This is a genomic window from Microvirga arvi, from assembly GCF_016892765.1.
Classification (GTDB): domain Bacteria; phylum Pseudomonadota; class Alphaproteobacteria; order Rhizobiales; family Beijerinckiaceae; genus Microvirga; species Microvirga arvi.
In genome coordinates, this window is the sequence record NZ_JAFEMD010000137.1 from 1 (window position 1) to 4345 (window position 4345).

At 62.1% G+C, this 4345-nt stretch carries 5 protein-coding genes; 4 read left to right on the plus strand and 1 reads right to left on the minus strand.

What is annotated here, in order from left to right:
* Positions 1 to 155: 155 nt before the first annotated feature.
* From ILT44_RS29920 to ILT44_RS29930, 4 genes are all read left to right on the plus strand, one after another.
* Entirely contained in the window at positions 156 to 578 is a 423-nt protein-coding gene (locus tag ILT44_RS29920) for a helix-turn-helix domain-containing protein (RefSeq protein ID WP_204243250.1), read from the plus strand.
* Entirely contained in the window at positions 575 to 706 is a 132-nt protein-coding gene (locus ILT44_RS31365; RefSeq protein WP_239468640.1) for a transposase, read from the plus strand. The genes ILT44_RS29920 and ILT44_RS31365 overlap by 4 nt, the downstream gene beginning before the upstream one ends.
* Positions 707 to 715: 9 nt before the next feature.
* On the plus strand, positions 716 to 1117 hold the full coding sequence (locus tag ILT44_RS29925) for a transposase (RefSeq protein WP_307826746.1): 402 nt from the start codon (positions 716 to 718) through the stop codon (positions 1115 to 1117).
* Positions 1118 to 1536: 419 nt separating this feature from the next.
* On the plus strand, positions 1537 to 3381 hold the full coding sequence (locus tag ILT44_RS29930) for a PHA/PHB synthase family protein (RefSeq protein ID WP_204243252.1): 1845 nt from the start codon (positions 1537 to 1539) through the stop codon (positions 3379 to 3381).
* Positions 3382 to 3463: 82 nt separating this feature from the next.
* Here ILT44_RS29930 and ILT44_RS29935 read toward each other — a convergent pair whose 3' ends face one another.
* Positions 3464 to 3901 carry a phasin gene (locus ILT44_RS29935; RefSeq protein WP_204243253.1) on the minus strand — a complete coding sequence of 146 codons (438 nt, stop codon included), beginning with the start codon at positions 3899 to 3901 and terminating at the stop codon, positions 3464 to 3466.
* Positions 3902 to 4345 lie beyond the last annotated feature (444 nt).

Here is a 4345-nt window from a genome sequence, read left to right on the forward strand (position 1 = left end):
CGACGACACCAGCAGCGTGCCCGCGAGTGTCACTGGCGCAAGCGCACCCGACGCCGACGTAAACCACGGCTGTAGTACTAAAGCGCTTTTGATCTGGGCTTGAATCCATTTGGGTGGGCTGTGCGTTGACAGGGAGATGGCCCCGGAGGCAAGCCATGCCCCAGCCCTATTCTCCTGATCTGCGCGAACGCGTTCTGGTCGCCTGCGAGCGGGGCGACCTTTCTCAGGTCGAGATCGCCCGCCGCTTCCAGGTCTGCCCTGCCACCGTGTCGAATTGGCGCCGCCAGGAGCGCGAGGAAGGCCGGCGTGCTCCGAAGCCGCACAGCGGCGGCGTGCCCTCGCGCCTGGATGCGGCAGCCGTGGAGGTGCTGCGCCAGCTCGTGCTTGAGGACAATGACGCGCTGCTGCGCGAGTACCGCGAGCGCCTAGCCGCGCACACCGGCGTGACGGTCTGTCTGGCAGTGATCTGCGAGGCGCTCAAGCGGCTCAAGTTGCGTCCGAAAAAAAGACCCTTCGGGCGGCCGAGCAGGAGCGGCCCGAGATTGCGGCCGAGCGCGAGGCTTATCGCCAGCAGATGAGCACGCTGCCTGTGGAGCGCTTGGTGTTCCTGGATGAAAGCGGCGTCACGACCAAGATGGCGCGCACCCACGCCCGAGCCCCACGCGGGCAACGCGCCTATGGCTCCATTCCCCTTGGCTCGTGGTAGCGGCTGACGGTGTTAGGGGCACTCGGGTGTGACGGGCTGGTGGCCACGATGAGCATCGCGGCGTCCACCTCGACCTCCGTGCTGCTGGCCTATCTGGAACAGGTGCTGGTGCCCAGGCTCCAGCAGCTGAAGCCGGATGCGATCCTGGTCATGGACAACCTGCGCCCGCATCACGCCACGGAAGTGCGGGACCTGCTCGATCGGGCCGGAATTGGACTGCTGTACCTGCCGCGTTACTCGCCCGAGTTCAACCCGATCGAGCCCGCCTGGGCCAAGATGAAAGAGCCGCTCAAGGCGAAAGCCCCACGCACTCTCGAAGCTCTGGAGGCGGAGCTCAAACCCGCCCTCGATACCATCACCGCAAAAGATGCCAAAGGCTGGATCAGGCACGCCGGCTATGCCCTACACTGAAACCAAAAGCGCTTTAACGCGGCAATGTTGCGCGAGTTCATTGAGTACCCTGACGCTCGTCAGGAGCGGTGGAAACCAAGGCAGCTTTGTTGCACTCACATGATAAGACACAATGGCATCGGCGCACATGAACCAGTCCAGTAAGTTTGTGCGTTGTCTCATGACCGCGCACTCGCGCAGCTGACGCAAGAGATAACATCGCTCGGAAAGTCATCTCACTTGGCTTCCGTGGACAGCTTCTGCTGGGTCGCGAAGCGGGACTGGGCGCCTCATGGCGAAGGCTGCCCAAAAGAGACGCAAGGACACTTTGGAGGAAGCTCATGGCCGGCGAGGACAGTGACAGGACGCAAGCGCAGGTAAGCGGGAACATGCCGGGACCCGATGTGATGCTGGGTGTTTGGGCCTCATGGATGGACCAGATGTCCGCCCCAGCCCACGCCTTGGCTGATCCAGGCACGGCGTGGTGGCAGATGACAGCGGGCAACCCCGCTTCGGGGCTTTTCGCCGGAGGTGTCGATCAGCTCCAGAGGAGTCTGTCACAGGATCCTACCCTTCGCACCATCGACCAGATGTGGAACGCCAATCCTCTGCGGGAGGTCGTGCCCGTCGATTGGGCTGAGATCGCCCGGGCTCTGCGCATCGTTTGGCTGCGCTCGCTGCGAAAGCCCAGTGCAGCTCTGGCTGTAGCGGACCTCAACCAGGATCTGTGGCGCTCTGCCGTTGACGTGTGGCAGGAGGCGGGACAGCGCTGGCTTGGTCTTGCCGGAGCATCAGCAGTCGAGGGACCATCTTCTACTGCAACAGACAAGCGGTTCGCTGCTCCCGAGTGGCATGCCAATCCTGTCTATCGCACTCTTCAGCAGATCTACCTACTTGCGTCGGACTGGCTCCTGCAGCAGGGCGATGTGCATGACATGGATGAGGCCGAGCAGCAGCGCATCAACTTCCACCTCCGGCAGTTCGTGGATGCGATGAGCCCCGCTTTGATCCTGCTGTCGAACCCTGTCGCTCTTAAAAGGGCTCTCGAGACCGGGGGGACCAGTATTGCCGCTGGTGCGGCCAACCTGGCTGCTGATCTTCAGGCCGGGCGCCTGAGCATGGTCGATACAGAAGCCTTCGCCCCAGGCAAGAACCTTGCCCTTACGCCGGGAAAGGTGGTCCACCGCAACCGCCTGATGGAGCTGATCCAGTATGCGCCCACAACCAAGAAGGTTCACAAGACGCCGTTGCTGATCCTCCCGCCCTGGATCAACAAGTACTACATCCTCGACATGCAGCCCAAGAACAGCCTGGTGCGCTACCTGGTTGAGCAAGGGTTCACGGTTTTCCTGATCTCCTGGAAGAACCCGGATGCGTCCATGGATGAGATCGGGATCGAGGACTACATGGATCTCGGGCCGCTGGAGGCCAGCGATGTGGTGCGCGAGATCACCGGCAGTCCCACGGTCAACGCCATGGGCTACTGCATCGGCGGGACGCTGCTGACGATGACCTTGGCTGTCCTTGCCGCCAAGGGTGACAAGCGGTTCAACTCGGCCAGCTTCATGGTCTCGCTGCAGGACTTCTCGCGGGTAGGCGACACAGCCGTGTTCATGGACGAGCCGGGGGTGGACCTGATCGAGCAGCAGATGATGGAACGCGGCTATCTCGACAGCCGTGAGATGTCGAACATGTTCAATCTGCTGCGCTCGAACGATCTGATCTGGGCCAACGTGGTCAACAACTATCTGATGGGCAGCAAGCCACCGGCTTTTGACCTTCTGTACTGGAACAGCGACGGCACGCGGATGGCGCGTGCTGCCCACAGCTGGTACCTGCGCAACACCTATGTTGAGAACAACCTGATCGAGCCGAACAGGATCACGCTCAAGGGCGAAGCGCTTGATCTTAGCCGCATCCACCAGGACACTTACGCGGTGGGGGCGGAGAAGGACCACATCGTGCCCTGGGACGCAGCTTGGCGCATCACGCAGCTGTTTGGCGGTGAGGTGCGGTTCGTGCGTGCCTCCAGCGGCCATATTGCCGGGATCATCAACCCACCAGGTGGCAAGGGTGCCTACTGGACCCGGGAAACTGGAGATGCGGCAGCGAGCAATCCCGAGCAGTGGCTGCTGCACGCCAGCCGCCATGAGGGGAGCTGGTGGCCAGATTGGACAGCATGGCTCTCTGCTCGGTCTGGCCGAACGAGCGCACCACCACGGATGGGCAGTTCGAAATACCCACCGCTGCAGGACGCGCCAGGCACTTATGTGCTCGAACGATAGAACAACGGCGCCAGTGAGTGCGGCCCCGGCCACAGGAGGAGTGACCGAGGCGAACTCATTTCGAGCTCCTGCTGCTCCGGCCTTACTTTCTGGTATTTCTGCTTTTTGAGCCTGCCGTTCCGCCGGTTTGGTCGGTGCTCGTCTGACCTGAGCTTGCTTGGCTCAGAGCCGATTGCATGCTGGCGCCGATCTCGCGCATCTGGGTCTGCACAGCCTCAAACTGCGCGCGCACGAACTCCGCTTGGATCTGCGCAGCTTCCTGAGGGTTCCTGGCCCGAACCAGCCGCTCGGCCATGTCCAGCGCAGCGTGGATGTTCTCCTCCGCGGAGGAAAAGGTCCTTTGGGTTACGTCCCTGGCCCCAGCCCGAGCGGTGTCCGCTGATTGCTCCATGGTTTCAGCGGCCCTGCGGGCTGCCCCCAAGAAGGCGTCCAGCCCTTGGCGGGCCTGTTCGAGACTTTTCTCGGCGCCCTCGCGCATTTGCGCAGGAACCTCGAAGCTGGTCTGTCTTGCATCGGTCATGATCGATCTCCGTTCGGCTGTTTCAGCGGCCGCAGCCGGCTGGGTTGATTCGGATCGAAGGTCCCGCTGCACCGCAGAGAAGAAACGCTGATTGTCGCGGAAAGGATCGCATGACTGGTCGGCCGACGCTCAGACCGGACAGTCTTGCTTGGCGCGAATGAACGTTCGCGAACCGCCCAAACGTAAAACTATGGCCCAGGTCCGGAATATGCCAGAAGTCGACCATCTCGCCGTAATAAACCCTGGAACGCCGTGCCCCTGAGACGAGAACTAGCCTCGATTGGTGCACTCCAGACCTACCCGTATGGGAGATATTCAGTCGTAGCCCGCCAGTCCTTGCCGTGGTCCGGCGGGCTCCTTGTGTTTTGTTGGGGGACGCGGCTCTCGGTTTCGGGTGCTCAAGAAAGAAGCGCATCATCTCGCGACTGGCATCAGGGCCCTTGG

What these genes read in the sequence shown, in the direction of transcription:
- ILT44_RS29920 (WP_204243250.1), top strand. Translation starts at nt 156, where the DNA reads ATGCCCCAGCCCTATTCTCCTGATCTGCGCGAACGCGTTCTGGTCGCC.
- ILT44_RS31365 (WP_239468640.1), top strand. Translation starts at nt 575, where the DNA reads ATGAGCACGCTGCCTGTGGAGCGCTTGGTGTTCCTGGATGAAAGCGGC.
- ILT44_RS29930 (WP_204243252.1), top strand. Translation starts at nt 1,537, where the DNA reads ATGTCCGCCCCAGCCCACGCCTTGGCTGATCCAGGCACGGCGTGGTGG.
- ILT44_RS29935 (WP_204243253.1), bottom strand. Translation starts at nt 3,901, where the DNA reads ATGACCGATGCAAGACAGACCAGCTTCGAGGTTCCTGCGCAAATGCGC.